The following is a 17,522-nucleotide window of genomic DNA, read 5'->3' as shown; positions in this document are numbered from 1 at the left end:
TGAACTGCGCCGGGCCGACGCAGGGCCTCTCGTCAACACACGCCAGTGGCGCGACACGCTGTTCGGACCCTGCAGGACGACGCCCTCCTCGGCTACGACGAGCAGACAGCACGCCGTCCGGCGTCACGGATCATGAGCGCAGCCGAAGGCGAATTCGCAGTGGTCGTCCCGGAGGGGGCCGGGACCATCGGCTTCGCCCCCGCGTTGTCGCCGAGCAGCTGTCCGGCGAATACCTGGTCACTCTGCCCCTGGCAGGGCAGAAAGATGTCATCGCGCCCGGCCGGACAGCCGCGCGTGGCGGGACGTACTGCCGGCACCGCTGGCCGGGCAGGGACGGCCGAGCGACGTCACCGAGCTGCTCGACGCCGCTATCGGCGCTTCTGCTCAGAACACGCAGCAGGGCGGATACGAACTGGCCGCACGAGTAGTGGCCGCCGGCATCCGGATGCCGGCGCGCGACGTCGAGCGCTTCACCCGACCCGTCATCGAACGTATCGAAAAGCACCCGTGGATGCCTCATCGAGCGCGACTGCCGGCCTCCCTCACCGCTGCGTCGGCCGACACGACAGCACGGTGAACCCTGATTCCCTGGTTCACCCGCAAAGCCATCGCGCCCACCAGCGCACCCAACGCCTACCGTGCCCTGCACAGCGAAGGCGTCGCGGCACCGGCAGCCCGGAGCATCCTGTTGCAGGCGCTGAGCGACCCATCCGAAGAAGTCCAGCACGCGGCCGCCGCCGCCCTCGCACAACGCTTTGCCGACAGCGAAGAGTTGGCACATGCCTTGGGCCGCCTCGCACTCCGGGAGCCACAGAACCGCCGAACTGGTCAGCGAAGCAGTCGTAGGCGACACATCCATACGCGACCTGTGTTCAGACATTCTGTCAGGCAAATCAGGCCGGTCCGACGTCCCCGGATCACAAAGCCTTGCCTGGCGGGTACTGCTCACTTCTCTGATGAGCAGGCACTTGCTGCGGAAGCGGTCTCCTCAGCCGAAGGCATGTCACGTTCGAGCCCTCTCAGGGCTTTAGGTCTCAGGAGCGGGCCACTGAGCCCCGCAAGGACCGAAAGGCAGCCCCCGTGGAACCGATGATCATGCTGGTGCTGGTAGCCGCCACCTCGCTGCTCGACTCGCTCACTCGCCTGGGCTACAAGGCGATCACAGCGCGCGCGGAGACCCGTCACGCCGAAGTGATCCAACAGGGGCTCGCAGAGCAGGTCCGCTTCCTGCCCCCGGTCAGCCGCTTGCGGGAGCGGACCACGGACCGCGAGATCGAGATCGTCCTCGGCCACCCGGCCGGCACCCACGGGGAGAGGCGCTGGTGACCGAAACTTCCGCGCCTGCCACCGCGCCACCGGCTCGGCCCCGCACAGCTGCGCAGCATCCCGGTGATTTCGCGGCCTTCTACACCACCGAAATGACCAGGGTCACGGTGTTCCTCATGAACCTGGGCGCCAGCCCCTATGAAGCGGCTGATGCCACGCACGAGGCGTTCTTGATCATCCTGCCGGACAGATGGAGAACCCTGGAGCATCCCAGGGCCTATCTGCGTACGGTCGCCTATCGGAAGTACCTGCAGCAGATCACCAGCCGGACCCTGCCCACCGACCCGGTTCCCGACCGGCCGGGCGGGACATGCCCGGTGGAACTGCTTGTACTCTCCGACGAACAGCAACATCTCCTCGACTTACTCGCGACGCTGCCGCCGGCGGAACGAGAAGCCATGGCCTGGAAGCTCGACGGCTTCAGTCACGAGGAGACCGCGGTCTTCTTGGGGAAGAACCCCGCCGCCGTACGACAGGCCTACGGGCGGGCGCGCACACGACTGAAGAAGGCACTCGGGCTGAAGGAGGCAGCGGCCGATGTATGACCACCGCGGACACCTCGACACCGGTGCCGTCCTCGACGCCCTCCTGGCCGCGTACCAAAGCGGCCTGCACACAGCGGTCTCGGCCGTCCTCGACACCGAAGCAGGACTTGCGGAGATCGTTCCCCCGGAAACCATGTGCTCGTTCCCCGAAGTGGCCCGGGCCCCGGCCGGATCCGACGCCCCCAAGGCGGAGACCGGTGAGAACCGCGCCTCCTCCGACGGGGAAGACGGCTCACCCCTCGCACGCGTCGTGTCTTTGCTGCAAGAAGAGGTGCTTCACCTCGCGAGCCTCACATCCCGATGCGACAGGTTCGCGGCTCCTCCCGGAATCACGACCACTCCTTCCGCAGCATTGGCATCCGTTCACGTCATCCTGGCGGACATCAAGACGGCACTGCTCGCCCAGAAGATCACGAAGGAGAGGGCCTCGCTCAAGTTCCGCCTGGCGGAGAAGGCTCTGCAGCAGCAGAGCACCCTCTGGACCGTCGAATACGGGAGGACGCAGTCTGCAGACGCGTACTCGATGGTGGAACTCTTCACGGAGCGGCGCCATGTTCTCCACGCCTTGCATGCCCAGGTCGTCAAACTGTTCGAAGATGCGAACGAGTGCTTGCTCCAGTTCAACTGACCGGCCCTGCTCTGCTCCAGGACCACCACAGCTCTCCTCGGCAGTACCACGGCCGGAGCCGCGCGGTTCATGGCCGACGCCCAGGGGCCGCGTGGCCGCACCGGGCTGAGCAGGCCGCTGAACTCGACGGCCGGGGACACCGCAACCTCATCCGCCGTTTCCCCGGCACGGCCGCGAGCCCGCACACCTGCCGGGCCGGCCCTGTGCACCGACAGCAGGCGATGCCCCGCCGGACCGTTTTACCGCCTATCACGGCCAGCACGGGCAACCGCACGATGACACAGGTCACGCGACCAGGACCGCCCTGTTCCATGGATGGGTGATGCCGACGGGTTTGGGAGGCGCGGGGGTTCTTGCCCGGGCGGCATCGGGATGCTCCTGGCGGAAGGCGCTGTTCATGTCGCGGATGTCGAAGGCCGAGCTGTACGCGGCGGTCCGGCGTGACGTGGCGGGCGGTGTGGAAGGGGTTGGACCCGTCGTGGCCGGAGCGGTGCAAGAGGCTGCCGGCGCGGACGACCGGAGTGGATCGCTGCAAGCCGGTGATCGGCGAGGTCCTGTGGGCGGACCTGGACGCGCCGTGCAAGCGGCGGCATGCGGTCGCCCGGATCTTCCACCGGCTGGTCGGGGAACGCGGCGCCGACGTCTCCTGCGGGACGGTCAGCTACTACGGTCGTGGCCCGGGAGCCCGAGGTTTTGGCCGAGTCGGGCGAGGCTTCGCCTGTTGTGTTCGGGCAGGGCCGTCCACCGCGTGTTCGCGTTCTGCGGCCAGGAGGCGTTCTTCGAAGGCCACGTCCATGCGTTGCGGACGCTGGACGGGGTCGCGCGAGCCAGGGTCCGTAACGACGGCCTCAAGGCGGCCGTCGCCCGCGTGTGGCGGGGCGGGACGCGGGTCGGCGTGTGCGGATCGGGATCCTGACGAAGGTGTCCACCGCTGAGCCGGTCGACGCGGCGATAGCCAAGCACGACCGAGTCGAGCAGCGCCGTCGCCTGCTGTCGGCGTGGCCGGTCGTGTACTCCGTTTCCGGCGGACGGCCGACCCGGTCACCACTCCGACCACGCCCGGCGAGTGGTGGCGCGGTTTGGCCACTCGATACGGCAAGACTGCCAGCGTCTACCTCGCCAGACTTCACATCGCCGCCACGGTACTCTGACCGTCACGCTCGCCGATATCGACCCGGGCGCCCGTGAGGGGCATTCGCCGGCCACTGCCGAGGACACCAAAGTGTTGGGGCAGATCGCCCGCCAGAAGAAATCCTCGCCCCGCCGCGTGAGACCCGGCCGGTCCGGATGAAATAAGAGACGGATTTCATGACAACGGGGACGGAGGCGTGGGAGGCCGCGCACGGGCAGGAGTACGGCGAGGGGCTGTGGGTCGAAGATCTGTCCGATGCGTGGCCGGTATCGACGAAGGAGGACGTGGACGATGCCGGGCCCGTCGTCGCTCGTTGAAACCACCGTACGGGGGAGGCGGGATCGTCGCAGTGGTGGTGCGGCGGGCGGCCCTACGCGTCTCCCGACCCGCGCGGTGTCGGGCCCTTCCCTAAGGGCCTGCCTCTTCGGCTTCCGGATGCAGCGCACCCTCCGCCGGTGGATCAGCCGCGTACGGCCTTGAGCAGTACCTTCACGTCGTGGCCCTTGTGCCAACCCGTGTTCACTAGCGGGCTGTGGTGGCTCTCATTGCCCCAGACGTAGAACTTCTCCCACGACTGGTGCCACCGGCCGTTCAGGTTGGAGCCGGTGGCCGTGTAGACCTGGGCCACCTTGCCGTCGTGACGGTTGTCCCAGATGTAGAACTCCGCCCTCGTCTGGGTGTTCAGCCCGCTGTACCGGTCGCACTCGCGGTACTTGACCCCTGCGGCGTTGTTGTTGACCTGGATGACCCGCCACCCCGTGCACGCCTCGGTCGCGCTTGCCGGGGCGGCAGCGGCCGAGGGGACCAGCGTGGCGGTGACCGCCGCGGCGAGTGCCACCGCCGCCAGCACCATGCGCTTGCCCGAACGCATCGTGCGTACGCTCGCGTCGTGCTCCGTGGTCCCGCGTGCGTTCTGTTTGATCATGTTCACCCCGTGCCTTCCGTTTCGATGCCCATGAGTTGGATACCCCTGCCCGGCGCTTGCCCGGCGCTGCGGTTTCCCTCAGCGCCTCGGCCGCGGTGGTCGTCGACCCGGCCCGGCCGGGGCTGATACAGAAACGTACGGGGATGCGGACGTCACGTCGTCCGGTGCTGGTTTGACATCGCCGCTCCACCTACAGCGGTACGTACACGCCATCTGCAACTCCTGCGGTAACCGGGGCCCGCTCACCGGATTCCTTCGCTTCCTCCCGCCGCTATGGGGACACACCCGGCCCTGGCCGCCGCCATCGCACAACAGGCCGACGACGCCGTCCGCGTTCCGCGATCCTGCGGACTCGCGCTGAACATGCCGGACAACTGGTGCCGGCCGCCGCACCCACCCTGCGTCAAGCCGGGGTTTCTCCCTCTACGCGGCTCAGCCGCTTCGTGCCTCGGTCCTGCCGCTCTCGCCACCACCGTCGATGTCCGCCTCGGGTGACCCGGTCGTCGAGGGCGATGGTGACGCGCTCGCCCGGACCGGGGCCAAGGCGGGCCAGACGCCGCTGGATCCGGTCGTAGAGCGTGGCGGCGTGCAGGCTGATCAGCAAGGCGATCAGGGAACTGTCGAACAGCGGGGGGAAGACCAGCTTGTCGACCTTGTCGATGACGCATGACGGGCGCGCGGAAGTGGGGTGGCCGGTGATGCGGCTGCGGACCGCAGCCGGGCGGCGCGTTCCTCGCTCACCCGCACCGGCTCGGAGGTCTCGGCGGAGCAGGCCTGGAGCTCGTCGACCACCGTACGCGGCCCGGCGATCTCCTGCGCCAGGGAGGCGAAGCCGGCTCAGGTCTCCTTCGGCACGGTGACAAGTCACTCCCTGACCTGGTCGGCGGCCTCGCGGACGACCAGACGCACGGACTCCTCCGAACGCCAGACGCCTACGAGCCGATCGCGGACAGCAAGCGGATCCGCGACCGCCCCTGTCCAGTCCGCCACCCCGGATCCGGGGCCGGGCTCGGGGCCTCCACGTGCTGGGCCGTCACCGCCGCCCTCGGCCTGGCGCTCCATCGGATTCCCGGCCCGCTCCCTCTGGTCGATGCCGTCGGCTCGCTCGCCGGAGGGACCAGTGCCCTCACCACCGTGATCCTTACCGGCACCGCCGGTGACCCTGCCCGGCCGACGTGAACGTGCGGGGGAGCACACCTTCAGGCGTAGTCCCCGCACGGCCGGAGCGGGCGATCACCCGCCGTCCACGCCCCAGCCCGGGTCCTCGGTGGTTCCCCAGTTGACGTCTTCGTGCTTCCATCGGCTGCCGTGGCTCATGCCCGTTCCCCTCTCCGTCGTACGCGGCGCCGTCCAATGTGCCGTGGGGCCGACCGTATGCGCAGGTCACATACCGTGTCGCCCCCTTTCGCCGGCGCCGGGCGAAGGCAAGGAAGGGGACGTACCCCCTGCTCGTATCCGGCTCTGTGTTCTTGTGGCCCGCGCTGTAGCCTGGCTTGTGCCTGCCCGTTTTTCCGGCCCAGCGCGCAGCCCCCACCGGATCACCGGTGGGGGCTTTCGCCGCGTACCCGCACCGCTGCGGAGCCCCGCGTCCATGCCTCGTACGGCCGGGGCACTGCCGGCACCGTCCGCACGAAGGCCGGACACGGTCCGTCGGGCCGGACGAACCTGCAGTCCACGGTAGCCGGGGGCGTTCCGGAAAGGATTCCGTACGACGCCCGCGGCCTGGAGGGGGGAGGGCGCAGGGTGGTCCGGGGGGCTTGTTCTCACGCCGTGGGGGGAGGTCCGGCCGCGCCGAGACGGCGGTCTGCGCGCTGTTGTTCCCTCTCCCGGATGCCGCCACGATCGCCGGTGCGGTGCGGTGCGGTGCGGTGCGGTGCGGTGCGGTGCGGTGCGGTGCGGGATCGGGCTCTCGCGCCGGCGCGGCGACGGCTGATCGCAGGGGGGAGGGGAGTGAGCCCGGACGAGGCGCGCTCTTTGACGGTGTTCTTCTGCGCTCTGCGCGATCCGGGCAAGGCGTCGCGGTTCCGGCAGCGGGAGGCTCGTCCGTGGGCCCGGGCGGGTGACGCGCCGCGGGACGGATGTCCGCGGGTGGAGGCGGGGTGCGTCATGAGCGGGTGTCCATGCCCGCAGTGCTTCCCCCGCTGGCCGGGGCCGGTCGCGGGTCGGACCGTTCGGGCAGTCCGGCGGTGTGGGTGGTGCGGGTTGTCGGTGGTCGTCACGGGCGGGTTCCTCGGGCTCGGCCCCGATGGCGCCGTTCGGTTTCCTCGGGCGCGGACCTCGCGGGGAGCCTGGCCGTTCGCCACCTGCGATCGGCCGGCCCCGTGTTCTTGCATGGGCACCGCGGGCCGGCCGCTTGGCGTTGTCCCCGTGCCTGACGGCCGTACGGACCTCGCACACCGGATGCGCGGAGGAAGACGCCTCCCGCGGGCCGGTGCCAGGCGGCGCCGGCCCGGCGGTGGGGACCGGCCACCGGGCCGCAGGCTGTGCCGCACCGGCTGCACCCGTATGCCGGCGGGAGGCCGAGGCCCGGACACCGCGGCGGTGACGATCGCGGCCAGGGCTTCCCAGGGCGCTGCGGCAACGGCTCGCCACAGCACGTCAGCGCGGTCCTCCCAAGGTGTTCGGCGCGCCGGAGGGGAGGGAGAAGAAGGCGCGCGCAGGCGGAGGCAGCACGCCCGTCATGTGCGCGACTTCCCACTGGCAGCCCGGCTGCAACCGGTCGAGTTCGGCGAACTGCGCGCGCTGCAGCAGCAGTGCCAGAGCCGACACAGCGGTTGAGCCGGCCTTCTCGTGGCGGGTGCGCAAGGCGTCCAGCAGCCACAGCCCGGCCGGCAGCTGCCTGCTGATCCACCACTGCGTGGTGGCATCGCCGGGCGCCCGGCCGGCAAGCTCTTCCTCGGCCCGCGCGCACAGCTCCAGCGCCCAGACGCGAACCTCCCGGGCGGTGTGCCAGGCGGCGGCAAGGTCTTCTGGCGCGACTGTCGCCGCCAGAGTGCGCAGGACGTGCCGGACGTCGCCGCTCGACATGGTCAGGCTCTCATCGGGTCCCAGGACGGGGGAGTGCGGAACTTCGCGCACCGTGGTCTCCACGAGGGAGGCGATCGGGTTCACCTCCGTTTCGGGCATCATTCCCCGCAGCAGCGCGCCGATCATGGGCATGGGCGCCCTGCCCGTGAGAAGCGCATCGGCGGCGAACAACGAGACGCCGTGCGGGCTCATGCGCTCCCCGCCCGTGTTCTCGTCCCACTGGGCAAGCTCCGGCGGCGGCCAGGGGACACCCGCGGACTCGAAGAACCCGACGATCTGCTCGTCCACCCGGCGTGCCCGCGCGGGAACCATGACCACCGCCCGACCGCCCTGGCCGATGGAGGAGCCGACGGCGTTCAGATGCTCATCGACGTCCCGACCGGGCTCGGTGCCGCCCGGGAGGCAGACGGCGTCGACGGCGGCCCGGAACGCCGCCCGGACCGTCGGCTCGGGTACCGGCAAGCCTTCACCGAACAGGAGCAGGGCCACGTCTGTCGGCCGTTTTCCCCGCCCGGACAGCCGGGCGAGAGCGAGCACCAGATCGAAGCTGTCTGCCGCCGGCCGAGAAGTACTGCCCCGCCCGCGGCCCAGCCCTCCGCCCTGGACGTTCGGCAGGAGGAGCCCGTGGCGCCGCCACCCGGACAACTGCTTGCCTGTCACCTCGAAACCGTACGTGCGGGCATGGTCGATGAGCTGCTGGTCCGCCCGGCTGGGCGCCTTCGTGCCGTCCACCCCGTGACCGTACGGGCACCACTCCCGCCAACAGAGCCTTTTTGGAGCCCCCCACCTTCGCCCGGTCGCTGTGCTACGGGTCCGCTGCAATAGGTGAGCCGCCCCGCGCGGCAGACCGCACCCGGTCGGTCCTCCGGACCGCACATCCGACACGAAGGGACCCGGTTCACCCATGACGCACAACGACGAACACCGCGAGCTGCGCACACTCCTGATGCTGCTGGCCATCGTGGTGGGCCTGCTCATCACCGCGGCAGTCGTCTGCCTCACGTTCGTCTGTCCCCGGCTGGCCCAGCCCCTCGCCGTAGGAGCCGCGGTCCTGACCTGCCTGGCCGGCCTCGCACGGCTGGTCGTCAAAGGCTCAGGGGAACCGCGCTGACCGTGGCGCCCCCCACGCCGGGGTGCAGAACCCGGTAGCCGAAAATCCCGTCCACGGACCATGCCGGCGGCATGGACCACGACTTTGCGGACGTACTGAACCTCCCGCGGCCGCCTCGTGCCCACCGCGAGTACGTACGGCGGCGGAATCCCCCCGGGGACACCCGGCGCAGTGCCGTACAGGAACGAAGCGCCGTGCGAGCCGGCTGGCCCGGCCGACGTTGCGGCCGCCGCCGACGCCACCGCGCCAGTCTTCCAGCAACTGCGCGCCGACCGGTGGGCGACGGTGAGCAGCGGAGCACACGACCCGGGACGCGGGGTGAGTCCGGCGTTCGGCTGTGCTGCCGCCTGGAACTGCGCCGGCTTTATGCCCTCGACCTCCTCGGCCTGGAACCGGCGCATCCCACCGGCCACAGACCCCAACGAGCTACCCGTGGCGCACCAGGGACCCTCCTGAAAGCGTTGACAGCGCAGTCCACAATCAGGGGTGTGCCGCCCGTACGGGTGCGCGTCCTTCCCTCGGCGCCGGCGGGTGTACGGAGGATGACCAGGCGGCCGCCGGAGATACGTGACCTGTGCCAAGCTCCTCTCCCAGGGAGAGGAACGACCGATGAACCGTTACCGATGCGGATCGTGCTCGTATCAGAGCGACCAACTCGGCGAGGCTCGACAACACTCGCACCAGACGGGCCACGTTTGCATCGGCAAGGACGGTACCGGGCCGGCCGGAGGCAGGTTCGGCAAAGCCAAGGTCGCGGTTAAGGCCGGCGCCGGCATTCTGGCCGCCACCACCATCGGGGTCCTCATCTGGAAGTACAAGGAGCTTCAAGAGGAGCACAAGGAGCTTCAGGAGGAGCACGAGGAACTCCAGACGAAGCACGAAGGGCTTCAGGAGGAGCACGAGGGGATCCTGTCCATGGCTGCCGGACTGGTCGTGCAGTTGGCGGAATCGGCGGCAGAGAATGAGAGCCTGAAGTCGGAGAACGACTACCTGAAGTCGGCCACCGGTGCCTCCAAGACGCTCAAGAGCTACGACTGCTGAGTGCGGACGTACTACGGGCGGTGCCGCTGGCGGACGGGTGCCCCGGAGCCCGACGCCGTTGGAAGACCGAGCGGGAGCCGCCCCGGCCCGATGCCGAGCTGTCCCCGCGGGCCACCCATTCGAGAAGATCGACTGATCGCAGCGGGCCGGCCACCGGTCAGCGCAGCATTCCGAGTCGCAGAACAACGCGGGAACGGCCGCTCAGGCCGGGAGCCGGGGCCTGGCGCCGGGTCCGGCGGGCGGCGAGGGCGCGCTATGCGCGTACCGCATGGAAGGCACCTCCCCACTGCGTCAGGCCGACCACCCCTGGCTCGAACAGCACGGGACCCGACCTCGACACCCCGGACAATCACCGATGCGGCACTATTGGAGCAGCCAGAGTTCGATGCCGTGAACAACGCGGCGGCGGCCGCCGCGCCGAAATCCGAACACCGCAGCCTGTACGGCAAGGCCGATGCCGACCGGGCGCCCCGCTGGTCCACGCTCCTGAGCGGATCAGGGCCGGGACTGCAACCCGCCTGGTCGACCAGGGGCGACGGCGACGGCGCCGGTGGAAGAGGCCGCGGACAGCTTCGTCGCCTTCTGCGCGGCGCCCGCGCCAGCAGTGGAGAACTGGCTGTTGCTGACTGGCGACCTCCCCGAAGAGGCACGGATCTAGCCGGACCGGCACATCCGGCAGACCTTCCCCGCCGCCGAACCAAGCCACTTGGGTCCGATGCCCGCCCCCCCACGGCCTTCAGCCGGGCGGACTCGACCCCCGTCTCCTGGCCGGTGCACCGTTCGTCCGCGCCCACGATCCGGACCATGACTCGCACCGCAGTAGCGCACCCCGGTCCAATTCCACCGGCCCGCGTCCGGAGACCCGGCACTGCAGGGCGCTGCTGCCGCTGACCCTGCGGAGCCACGAGATCCTGTATGCCGATGAGGCGCTCTGCGCCGATCGCGGTCGCAGATTCGGACTGTACCCAAACCATCTGCCCACCACCTTCCAGGCCTACGAGGGCCATAACGGCAGGCAGGAGCAGGCCGAGGTCCGCGAGACCGGCACCCTCCACGTCGCCCAGGCGCAACTCCCTCGCCAGTAAGCCTTCTGCTTCACCGTGGCCGCAACAGGAGGGAGCATCTCGTATCTCTAAGCCGGTACGGGCGACTGGAAGGCTTCCTTAAGGGCCCGGACGGCCGCCCCGGCCCTGGGTGCCGCGCCGAACAGCCGCTCACCTGCACACAGCGGCAGAACCTGCACCACGCCGGCCACACCGCCGCCTCACTCTCGCCCCCAGCGAGGCCACGGCCCTCATCCGCCTGCTGCACCGCACCACCCCCCGCCTCGCCCCCGGCCTGCCGCCGATCCGATCCCGCGCCCGGCCAACCGGCGTCTGCTCCCCCGGCCGGAAAGCAGCCCACTGCCCACCCGGACGTGCTGTTCGTCCTCGGCCTGGCCACCCACCCCCTCCTGGACGCCCCTGACCCCGACAACCCCGACAACCCCGACGACCACGCACCGGCCGCCACGCCCTCTGCCGTCCCGCACCGCATCGCGGCGGCCCTGTGAGCACACGACCCCGCCGGGCCCCGGTGGAGAACCAACCCCGGCACCTCTGCCCTGGCCGCACAGCCGGGCGCACACCCCCCGGCGGGCATCCCGCCTTCATGACCTTGACCGGCCCGCCGCTCAGTTCCCCCGGCGACCTCCCCCGGCCCGGACCGAGCGTCTTCTGGCCGACTCGCTACAGACCCGCCTGCTCCGGCAAACCGGCCGACTTGCTTCTCGACTTGTTGCGAAGCCACTCGGAGCAGAGGTAACTTCGCAACAAGTCAAGAAGTTCCCTCCCGGGAAAGGGGCAGGCGGAGTGCTGCAGATCCAGCTGGGGGCCGAACGAGCCGCCGACGGGGACGACCGCCTGGGCCGCACGACGATCGGATGCCGCCCCGGCATGTCGGAGGACGAAGCCTGGCAGGCGGGGCGCGGCGTATGGAAATTCAACGCCGACCGGGCCCTGTCCCAAGACGAGGCGCAGATCATCAGCACCGACGGCACCGTGCTCGCCGTCGCGAAGATCACCGGCATCACCAAACACGGCGACCGCTACGCCCTCGAAGGCGACCTGCTGCACGGCGACGCGCGAGTAGGCCGCCCCACCCCGAGCCCGCACCTGTCCCGCAACCCCGTCACCTACATCTGAAAGCCGCGGTGTGATGAGCGACTTCGACGCGATCGACTCGCTGCTCGCCTCCGTGGGCCCCGAGACGAAACTCCCGGAGGCCGAAGTACGCCGAGGCCTGCGTGAGCAGGCCGGTCTGTCGAAGGCGCAGGTAGCCCGCGCGCTCGGGATCAGCGCCTCCACACTGAGCGCGTGGGAGGCGGGACGGGACCCGTCGGGCGAGACCCGGACGAAATACGGCTACTTCCTCGACGGCCTGGCCGCCAAGTTCGATACACCCGCGCCCGCAAAGACACCCGCGCCCACAAAAAAGCCGACGCCGCCGAAACCCGCGTCCGGCAGCGCGGACAAAACCGAACCCGACGAGGGCGTGATCCAGCTGGCCGACAGCGAGCCATGTGTACTCTGCGGCCACCCGGCGACCTGGCGGATGGCTGGCTTCACCCAACACCTGGACGCCGCCGAATGCCACGCCGCCGCACCCCCGCCCGCATCCGACGACACAGTACAACCCACCCCGCACCAGCCGGAGCCCCCCGCCCCGGCGCCACAGCACCCCGCCGCCGACCGCCACCGTTCCGCAGCCCGGCACGCCATACGGCTCCCCAGCGAGCCGACCGACCTGATCAGCCGATCGGTACGGGCCGCACTCGAAGCACACGACGGCGACGCCGAAGCGGCGACGGCGGCACTGGTGAAGAAGGCGATCCCCGACGCGATGACCCTGCTCGACGAGACACGCAAAGGCGGCAGGTACGACGTCATCGCCCATCCATGGATGCCGGACATCCTCAAAAAACAGTCCGCACGCGGCCCCGACCAGGTGTGGGAAGCCCGGCCCAAGTGGACACGGACCGAGCTGCCACCCGGCGAGCACAAGGTGACCGCCCTCGACATCAACGGCGCCTACCTGTCCGCCCTCAAGACACACCTCCCACTGGGCCAGCTGGAGCACTCCACAGGATCCGACCACGACCGCCGCCGCGCCGGCGTCCACCTGATCACCCCACCGCCCTGGGACCACCAGGACGTACTGCCGAACCCGATCGGACAGCGCGACGAACCGGGCCCACTATGGGTCACCGAACCCACACTGCGCCTCCTGCTGCGCCTGTCAGGCCCGAAGCACGGGCTGTGCGAACCACCCGAGATCCACGAGTCATTCACCTCCGGAGCCACCGAGGGACTGCTGGAGAAATTCCGCATCACGCTCAAGGACGCCCGCGACGCCGCGATCGCCACGGATGACAAGGTGACACTGGAGTACGTGAAGGCGATGTACTCCAAGTTCGTCTCCACGATGGGAACCTCGAACTACAACCGGGAACTCTACCGCCCGGACTGGATGCATCTGATCCGCTCCCAGGCGTTCGCCAACCTGTGGATGAAAGCCCTCAAGGCCCACGACGAAGGCCTGACCGTCGTCCGGGCCATGGGCACCGACGAACTCCACGTCATCGGTGACTGGCGCAAGATCTTCCCCGAGGGCCGCGGCGTCGCCGAAGTGAAGGTGAAAGACGAATACGCTGCCCATGGCGTAAACACGGCGGGAGGAGCAGCCTGATGCCGGACCGGAACCACGAGTTCGGAAGACTCGGCGCCCGCGGCACCAAGGGAAGCGAACTCGTCGCCCGCCGCCTGGACGCACTGGTCGACTTCATCATCACCCCCGTCACCACCTCGCGCGGTCTGCTCGCACGCCTCCACTACCTGACGACGTCACCCAAGGCGCTGAAAGCCGCCCGCGCAGCCGGGCTCACCGTCACCGACCGCACACTGAAGGCATGGCTCGCCGGCACACGGAACCCCTCGAAGGCCAACCTGGAACGCATCGAACAGGCCTACCGCACGGTGCGCCGCCACAACGTCGCCCGCCACCTCCTGAAACGCCTCAACTCCTCCGGCGGCACCCGGGTGGAGATCCACCCCCTCGACCAGTCCCAGGTCTCCACACCCCACCGGCGCACCCTCGAGTACCGGCACATCAACGTCCGCCGCTGGGACCACATCGTGACCGCCTGGACCACCAGTGACAGCCACGCCCTCGACGACGCCTGGACCACCAGCGTCCTGCCGGACCTGGGCAGCCAGTGGGGCCAGTACGAATACGTGACGAACATCGGCTTCGCCGCCTGACAACACCGGCACTCCGGTATATCCGCCAGCGCCATCACGGCAGTTGACACCCCATCCGACTCTCCCCGAACGGCACTGCCAACCAGAGAGGACTCCCGCGGGCGGCACCGGCAGACCTCACACCCTGCCCACACAGACAGGAGACGCTCCTGGCGACGCCACGCCCTGGAGCCCGGCAACGGCGGGACAAACTCCTACCCCGGAAGGCATCCAGGCCCCGCAGCCTGAAGATGCCCTCGGCGAACCGTTCTCGGATCTCACCGGCCTCGTGACACGAGAACTCATCCGACTGGCCACGACGCCCGAAACGCAACACGCGAACACCGGGCTACAGCCCCGACACCCCGGACACGACGCTCGCCCCACGCCCTTGAACCCCGTCTGAACCGAACGGCCGACACCTCTGATCCGCGCAGCGATGCGACGCGCAGGCCGCCAGCTGGGATGGCGCGTCCAGACGCTCGGCCAGGAGGGAGAACACGTTGCCCTGGTGCTCATCCACGACACGAGGCAGACACCCCCCGAGTTCGCGGATGCCGTAGAGGAAGACCGTATGCAGCGCAGCATAGAGGCGATGGACCTCGTGTCAGCGGCCATGGACAGAGACAACAGGAAAACCCCAGGCACGCTGAAGTCCAGCCCGGTAGAGCGCCAGACTCGAGCGTTTCTGGCGGCTGCCCAGGCCGCGATAACCGCAAACACGGAGTCCTGGAGCTAGAAGGCCGCACCGGGCCGCCACCCGGCGTGGCCGGCCCGGTTACCGCCTGCACCAGAAGGCCGGCGGACAATACACCACCACCCGCTGCCGCGTCGAGAAACGTGGCAGCGCGGCCGTACTCGGTCTTGCGGACGGCCACCGAGAGGAGCACCTCGGCGACCTGCCGGCCGCGGACGAGGCCCTGCCCGGTGACCTCGGACAGGTGGCGACCGGAGCCCCCAACACCACCTGGACGACACCACCCACCGCCTGATCACCCGCCGGTTCCGTTGGCCCTCAGCCGGCGCGGTGTTGTTTCCGCCCCGCCGCGCGGGCCTGGGCTGCCGCCACCCGTTACCACGCCGAACACGGCCATCTGAAGGTTCCGGCCGGCTACACCGACATCTACGGCTACCACCTGGGAGCCTTCATCGCAGGCCAGCACACCGCCCACCGCCGCGGCACCCCGACTACCGATTGGATTGCCGAACTCGACGTACTCGGCATGATCGGGGACGAGCACGAAGCCTCTTTCGAGGCCAACATGACCCTCATGCCGGCGTACGGACTTCTCTCCCCAGCTGCGTACGGACGAACGTCCCCAGATGTTTCTGATCCTGGTGCGCCATGCCGGCTCCATGACAACTAAGGGGTGGGGCATAGCAGCCATGGCCTGGAGCGTACTGGCTGTGCTGTTTCTGGGGGTAACGATGTGGGCCGGGACTCTCGGGCTCGTGCGGCTGGGACTGGCTGGGAACGAAACCCAGGTTTGTCCGGTCGAGGGAAGAGGCAGGCCGCGCCAAGTACCTCGTGAGACTCTTATGCCACTTCCGTCTCTCGCTCGATGGCCTTGAGGCGGTTCTTCAGCCGGTAGCTGGGGCCGTTGATGGAGATCACTTCGCAATGGTGCAGGAGCCGGTCGACGATGGCGGTGGCGAGAACCTCGTCGCCGAAGACCTGGCCCCACTCGCTGAAGGTCTTGCTCGAGGTCAGGACGATCGAGCCCTTCTCATAGCGCTTGGAGACGACCTGGAAGACCAGGTTCGCCTCGGCGGCCTTGAGGTGGCGGCCATGTCGTCGAGGCTGGTGAAGTAGATCGAGTAGCCGACCCGGCAGGCCGCGACCGCCAGGGCGATTAGGGCGACGTGGCGTCGGACGACGGTCTTGGTCCGGTCGTAGACGATCGTCATCGGCACCCCGCCGAAGTGGACGAAGGTCCGATGGTGGCAATCGAAGAACGTCTGAAGGTCTTGGCTGGTGGTGAAACAGCAGAACGGGTCCCGCGAGTACGACAGCGTCATGTGGAAGAAGTAGACCTTCCCAATCCCCATGTGAGCGAGGATCTTTCCCTCGTCACCCCAGTCCACCTGGGCCTGGGCGCCGGGGACCACCTCGAACCGGCGGTGCACGCCGGCAAGCTCCTTCGGCGTGATGCCGAGTTCCTCGGCGACCCTCGGGCGGGCTTCCTGAACGTAGAGCTTGACGCGCTGCTAGTTGCCGGTGAACCCGTACTCCTGGACGAGCCGCTCGTGGATCACCACGGCCTTCATCAGGATCTCGGCCCGCAGCATCGAGTCGACCAGCGGCGCGAACGCGTCGATCACCCTCGCCTTCGACCGCCCGTTCGGCGACCAGCGCGGCGGGGTCGCCGACCCCGGTGCCAACAGACATTTACGGACCGTCTTCCGGTCCAGCCCGGTCTCCCGGGCCACCTCCGACAGACTGATCGCTCCGGAGACCAACAGACTGCGGAAACACCCCAGTTCCAACCAACGATGCGGATCCAGGACCACCACCGACCGCTTTCCGCTGCCTCGCACCGACCACGCAGCAGAGTGCCGGGACAGCAGGCCTCACCGCATCAACAACTGCCCCTTTTCATCCGTACGCAGGTGGGGACGTTCACGTGTACGCCGACACCTCATCGAGACCTTCTACGCCGAACACGGCCACCTCTCCAAAGCCCGCCACACACGTCTGACCGCCCTCGACCCCGACTGGCTCTTACCACACGGACCCGACTGGCACCGCAAATACCATTACCTGGCCCGACACCTCCAGGCCGGACACAATCCTGGAACTCTACGCCGCAACAACGTGATTGACGGCGTGAAAGCCGGCACCTAGCTGCACCGCCAACTCACCACCTGGAACACTCTCGACGATGGCCAACGCCACCTCCTGGCTCGCCTCGGCCTCACTCCCAATCACATCACCCTGACCACGGCGAAGACCGCCACCCCCAGAACCAGGAAACGCCGTTCCTTCGAGCAAACAGCCACCCTGCTGCGCGCCTTCGTGGAACGGCACGGCCGTCCTCCTGGAGCCCGGGAGGGGATCGACGTTGAGGGAGAGCGCGTGATGATCGGCCCCTGACTCTCCAAGACCCGCACGCCCAGAGCAACGACCAACAACCCTAGAAAAAAGCCAGTTGATCCAAAGCATCCTCCGTGAATCCGACGTCGACTCTCCGGAAGAGGAGGCCCCCGGATTCTCAGAGAGCCCGTAACCTTTCTGCTCACAACCCCACCCAGGAAGTGCTATCGGGGAGGGACCATGCCTCGTATCCGTGTGGCCCCCGTTGACACGAGCAGTCCCGACAGCTCGGGCCTTTGTAGCCAGCCCTAAGAGTTCGCGGAGCGAACTCTTTTGAGAGACCGCGGAGCGGGATCTCAACAGGCCACGAAGTGGCCTTTCTACGTCACGGAGTGACGTAGAGCCAGTGATGCGGAGCATCACGATGTATCCGTCGCGTAGCGACGGCGCGTCGTCTTCGCGGAGCGAAGCGCGCG

14 protein-coding genes and 2 pseudogenes are annotated in these 17,522 nt (G+C 68.9%); 11 read left to right on the top strand and 5 right to left on the bottom strand.

What is annotated here, in order from left to right:
• Window positions 1-1,095: 1,095 nt before the first annotated feature.
• From ACIQD7_RS05925 to ACIQD7_RS05910, 4 genes are all read left to right on the top strand, one after another.
• Window positions 1,096-1,326 carry a hypothetical protein gene (locus tag ACIQD7_RS05925; protein WP_402439759.1) on the top strand — a complete coding sequence of 77 codons (231 nt, stop codon included), beginning with the start codon at window positions 1,096-1,098 and terminating at the stop codon, window positions 1,324-1,326.
• Window positions 1,323-1,871, top strand: coding sequence for an RNA polymerase sigma factor (locus tag ACIQD7_RS05920; RefSeq protein WP_402439757.1), 549 nt, complete (start codon window positions 1,323-1,325; stop codon window positions 1,869-1,871). Before ACIQD7_RS05925 ends, ACIQD7_RS05920 begins: the two co-directional genes overlap by 4 nt.
• A complete protein-coding gene (locus ACIQD7_RS05915) occupies window positions 1,864-2,499 on the top strand; it encodes a hypothetical protein (RefSeq protein ID WP_402439755.1) in 636 nt (211 codons plus the stop codon). The genes ACIQD7_RS05920 and ACIQD7_RS05915 overlap by 8 nt, the downstream gene beginning before the upstream one ends.
• A gap of 870 nt (window positions 2,500-3,369) precedes the next feature.
• On the top strand, window positions 3,370-3,687 hold the full coding sequence (locus tag ACIQD7_RS05910; protein ID WP_402439753.1) for a transposase domain-containing protein: 318 nt from the start codon (window positions 3,370-3,372) through the stop codon (window positions 3,685-3,687).
• Between the two features lie 404 nt (window positions 3,688-4,091).
• On the opposite strand, the gene ACIQD7_RS05905 is transcribed toward ACIQD7_RS05910, so the two are convergent.
• Complete coding sequence (locus ACIQD7_RS05905; RefSeq protein WP_402439751.1) at window positions 4,092-4,556, bottom strand: hypothetical protein; 465 nt, start codon at window positions 4,554-4,556, stop codon at window positions 4,092-4,094.
• Window positions 4,557-7,154: 2,598 nt separating this feature from the next.
• Entirely contained in the window at window positions 7,155-8,315 is a 1,161-nt protein-coding gene (locus ACIQD7_RS05900; RefSeq protein ID WP_402439749.1) for a hypothetical protein, read from the bottom strand.
• A gap of 172 nt (window positions 8,316-8,487) precedes the next feature.
• Here ACIQD7_RS05900 and ACIQD7_RS05895 point away from each other — a divergent pair, with 172 nt between their 5' ends.
• The 7 genes from ACIQD7_RS05895 (at window position 8,488) to ACIQD7_RS05865 (ending at window position 15,379) form a co-directional block, all read left to right on the top strand.
• Window positions 8,488-8,694 carry a hypothetical protein gene (locus tag ACIQD7_RS05895; RefSeq protein ID WP_402439747.1) on the top strand — a complete coding sequence of 69 codons (207 nt, stop codon included), beginning with the start codon at window positions 8,488-8,490 and terminating at the stop codon, window positions 8,692-8,694.
• 609 nt (window positions 8,695-9,303) lie between these two features.
• Window positions 9,304-9,735 (top strand): hypothetical protein, encoded by a 432-nt coding sequence (locus tag ACIQD7_RS05890; RefSeq protein WP_402439745.1) that lies wholly within the window; start codon window positions 9,304-9,306, stop codon window positions 9,733-9,735.
• Window positions 9,736-11,152: 1,417 nt separating this feature from the next.
• Window positions 11,153-11,287 (top strand): hypothetical protein, encoded by a 135-nt coding sequence (locus tag ACIQD7_RS05885; protein WP_402439743.1) that lies wholly within the window; start codon window positions 11,153-11,155, stop codon window positions 11,285-11,287.
• 298 nt (window positions 11,288-11,585) lie between these two features.
• On the top strand, window positions 11,586-11,918 hold the full coding sequence (locus ACIQD7_RS05880) for a hypothetical protein (protein WP_402439742.1): 333 nt from the start codon (window positions 11,586-11,588) through the stop codon (window positions 11,916-11,918).
• A gap of 13 nt (window positions 11,919-11,931) precedes the next feature.
• Window positions 11,932-13,461, top strand: coding sequence for a helix-turn-helix domain-containing protein (locus ACIQD7_RS05875; RefSeq protein WP_402439740.1), 1,530 nt, complete (start codon window positions 11,932-11,934; stop codon window positions 13,459-13,461).
• Window positions 13,461-14,033, top strand: a complete 573-nt coding sequence (locus ACIQD7_RS05870; RefSeq protein ID WP_402439738.1) for a transcriptional regulator — start codon at window positions 13,461-13,463, stop codon at window positions 14,031-14,033. Before ACIQD7_RS05875 ends, ACIQD7_RS05870 begins: the two co-directional genes overlap by 1 nt.
• 1,073 nt (window positions 14,034-15,106) lie before the next feature.
• Window positions 15,107-15,379, top strand: coding sequence for a hypothetical protein (locus ACIQD7_RS05865; RefSeq protein WP_402441359.1), 273 nt, complete (start codon window positions 15,107-15,109; stop codon window positions 15,377-15,379).
• Window positions 15,380-15,549: 170 nt separating this feature from the next.
• Here ACIQD7_RS05865 and ACIQD7_RS05860 read toward each other — a convergent pair.
• The 3 genes and pseudogenes from ACIQD7_RS05860 to ACIQD7_RS05850 form a co-directional block, all read right to left on the bottom strand.
• Window positions 15,550-15,780 (bottom strand): annotated as a pseudogene (locus tag ACIQD7_RS05860) (ATP-binding protein); the annotation flags it as partial.
• 85 nt (window positions 15,781-15,865) lie between these two features.
• Window positions 15,866-16,523 (bottom strand): annotated as a pseudogene (locus tag ACIQD7_RS05855) (DDE-type integrase/transposase/recombinase); the annotation flags it as partial.
• 289 nt (window positions 16,524-16,812) lie between these two features.
• A complete protein-coding gene (locus ACIQD7_RS05850) occupies window positions 16,813-17,040 on the bottom strand; it encodes a hypothetical protein (protein ID WP_402439736.1) in 228 nt (75 codons plus the stop codon).
• Between the last annotated feature and the right edge of the window lie 482 nt (window positions 17,041-17,522).

Origin of the sequence: Streptomyces sp. NPDC093071 (assembly GCF_044754545.1) — a bacterium.
Lineage (GTDB): Bacteria > Actinomycetota > Actinomycetes > Streptomycetales > Streptomycetaceae > Streptomyces.
This window is presented reverse-complemented; position numbering and strand designations above follow the sequence as displayed.

What these genes read in the sequence shown, in the direction of transcription:
- ACIQD7_RS05905 (WP_402439751.1), bottom strand. Translation starts at nt 4,556, where the DNA reads ATGATCAAACAGAACGCACGCGGGACCACGGAGCACGACGCGAGCGTA.
- ACIQD7_RS05875 (WP_402439740.1), top strand. Translation starts at nt 11,932, where the DNA reads ATGAGCGACTTCGACGCGATCGACTCGCTGCTCGCCTCCGTGGGCCCC.
- ACIQD7_RS05890 (WP_402439745.1), top strand. Translation starts at nt 9,304, where the DNA reads ATGAACCGTTACCGATGCGGATCGTGCTCGTATCAGAGCGACCAACTC.
- ACIQD7_RS05870 (WP_402439738.1), top strand. Translation starts at nt 13,461, where the DNA reads ATGCCGGACCGGAACCACGAGTTCGGAAGACTCGGCGCCCGCGGCACC.
- ACIQD7_RS05925 (WP_402439759.1), top strand. Translation starts at nt 1,096, where the DNA reads ATGCTGGTGCTGGTAGCCGCCACCTCGCTGCTCGACTCGCTCACTCGC.
- ACIQD7_RS05915 (WP_402439755.1), top strand. Translation starts at nt 1,864, where the DNA reads ATGTATGACCACCGCGGACACCTCGACACCGGTGCCGTCCTCGACGCC.
- ACIQD7_RS05895 (WP_402439747.1), top strand. Translation starts at nt 8,488, where the DNA reads ATGACGCACAACGACGAACACCGCGAGCTGCGCACACTCCTGATGCTG.